General features: G+C 35.4%; 3 protein-coding genes. 1 reads left to right on the forward strand and 2 read right to left on the reverse strand.

Going from position 1 to position 2,165, the window contains the following annotated elements:
• Positions 1-299: DUF4339 domain-containing protein (locus ABX784_RS17105; RefSeq protein WP_372656274.1), on the reverse strand; the 299-nt coding region annotated here is incomplete at its 3' end.
• A 103-nt stretch (positions 300-402) separates the two neighbouring features.
• On the opposite strand from ABX784_RS17105, the gene ABX784_RS17110 reads away from it, so the two are divergent.
• Positions 403-1,320 carry an arginase family protein gene (locus tag ABX784_RS17110; RefSeq protein WP_372656275.1) on the forward strand — a complete coding sequence of 306 codons (918 nt, stop codon included), beginning with the start codon at positions 403-405 and terminating at the stop codon, positions 1,318-1,320.
• Positions 1,321-1,546: 226 nt separating this feature from the next.
• On the opposite strand, the gene ABX784_RS17115 is transcribed toward ABX784_RS17110, so the two are convergent.
• Positions 1,547-1,816 (reverse strand): hypothetical protein, encoded by a 270-nt coding sequence (locus ABX784_RS17115; RefSeq protein ID WP_372656276.1) that lies wholly within the window; start codon positions 1,814-1,816, stop codon positions 1,547-1,549.
• Positions 1,817-2,165 lie beyond the last annotated feature (349 nt).

Raw genomic sequence — 2,165 nt, forward strand, 5'->3', positions numbered from 1 at the left:
TCTTCAACAACTTCTAATTGCTCATCAATCTCTTCTAATTCAGGAAATAAGTCTATGACTTCTTCCACATTAGGTGGAAGCACTTCTAGATCCTCAACATCTGGCAGAATCTCTTCTTCCTCGTCTGCTATTGGATAAAACTCTTCAAATTCCTTCAAAGGGCGCCAGTTATCAACTCCCTCTTTCCAAAGAGGAACTTCGTCATCAATTTTTCCAGAGTCTAACATTTCCAAAACTTCAACTGTTGAAAATGGCCCTAAATGATGATCTGACTGAAAAATAAACCATGTTTTATCCATATCTTAATATGTTAGCTCGCATTAGGGAATTGCTCAAGCATATAGATTTATTAAATTCATACGAGGTTTTGCCTAAATTAATTTATTACACTATGATGCGCGCATGAAAGAAGATATCACTGGAATACAAGCACAACTAAATAAGAGAAGTTCATCTAAAATAAAAATAGATCAGCTAGATATTATTGATAGTAAGGCATTGAGCAATGTTCTACTCCTCAGTCAGTCAGATTTAGGAGTTGTTAGAAATGGTGGGAGAAGAGGATCGGCCTATGGTCCAAAGGCGATTCTCAACACTCTTCTAAAGATGACTGCTCACAAGCAAAGGGCTAGCGCTTATAAGTCAATTAGAGAGCAAAATTCAAGTAAATCATTTAATGACCAACAAGCAGAAGATGTAGCAACAATTTCAAAAGTTGCTAAAGAAACTGAAGCAAACCTTTGGCATTTAGGAGGAGGTCATGATCACATCTACCCTTTCTTAAAGGCCATCGACTCTACTTCAAAAAATATATTAGTGATTAACCTTGATGCCCACCTGGACACACGAGTAGATCCCCTCTTTCACTCGGGAACTCCATTTAGACAATTTGCAAATGAGGCCAAGGGACATTTTAAAATAATTCAACTTGGAATACATGACTTCGCAAATGAAGAGAGTAATTATAAAGAACTAAAAAATAGTGAAATGGAAGTTTACACTGTATCTCAGTTAAGAAGAGAAACTTCAAACTATACTACCACGGCACAATTTCTAGATACTCTAACAAAAAATTATTCTGAATATACAATAGTCCTTAGCTTAGACTGCGATGCTATTAGTTCCGAGTCCATGGAGGCCGTTAGTGCAGTTAATCACAACGGTCTACAAATAAGTTTCGTAAGAGATATATTCTCTTGGTACTACTCCCTACCTCAGGCTAGAAAATTTTGTGGGATTTATGAATATAATCCAATCTTTGATAATTTATCGAGTAAGGGTTCTAGAACTATAGCTTCTTTAATAGGGCCATTTCTCTAAAAAATAGACAAAAAAAAACCCATGAATAAATCCATGGGTCTTTTTTGAGAGACATTTTTTGGAGATATGAAAAAATCCTTTCTTCGTAACTCCTACACACACACAATATATATAGCAAGAGGTGTGCCAACTTTTGAAAAACATCAAGCCATCATAACTACCTGTTTTCACTGCTAATAAAACGCACCTCGTCAGCCATTTTTATGACAGAGCTGCATTTTGCGGGTCAATCTATTGACTCTCCCCTTAAAAACTTTCCAAGATAGAAAGAGGCATCTTCAAGTGCGTCATGAGCAGTTTCTCTACCGAAGATAGATTTAACGTGCTTCCAGATTTTACGTGTCTCAATCTGTACGATATCTATTTCGGCCATAAAGCCATCATCGATTTTATTTACAGAAATTCGTCCTTCTCTATACTCGTCTGACTCAATTTCAACAAAGTATTCTTTTGGAAATTCTATCTTCAATTTGAAACTCACTTTTAAATTTTTCAAAACTTTAGCGCAGCCACTATAGATTCAAAGTAAATGTTTTTGCAATAACGCAAGAAGTCTAAACCAAGATAGCCTTAGAGAACTAATTAGTCGTGACACTTAACTTTGCCTTTAATGTAGAAAGGCTTTTTATTTATTCTGGAGCGCTAAAGGAAAGTCTGAAATAGGTTTAGAAGAGTTAACAAAAGAGATATGTGATGCAGAATACAATGAGAGCTATTATCATAGAATAAGAGTTGCAGTAAAAAGGACAAATAAAGATATCTCTAGCGCACTATTTATTAGCGATCCCTTTAAAATAGATACTAGTAAGCTCTATCTCTCTGAAGGCATTTCTATTATCGACTAA

It is taken from the genome of Halobacteriovorax sp. (assembly GCF_041587335.1).
In the GTDB taxonomy this organism is placed as follows: Bacteria; Bdellovibrionota; Bacteriovoracia; order Bacteriovoracales; family Bacteriovoracaceae; genus Halobacteriovorax.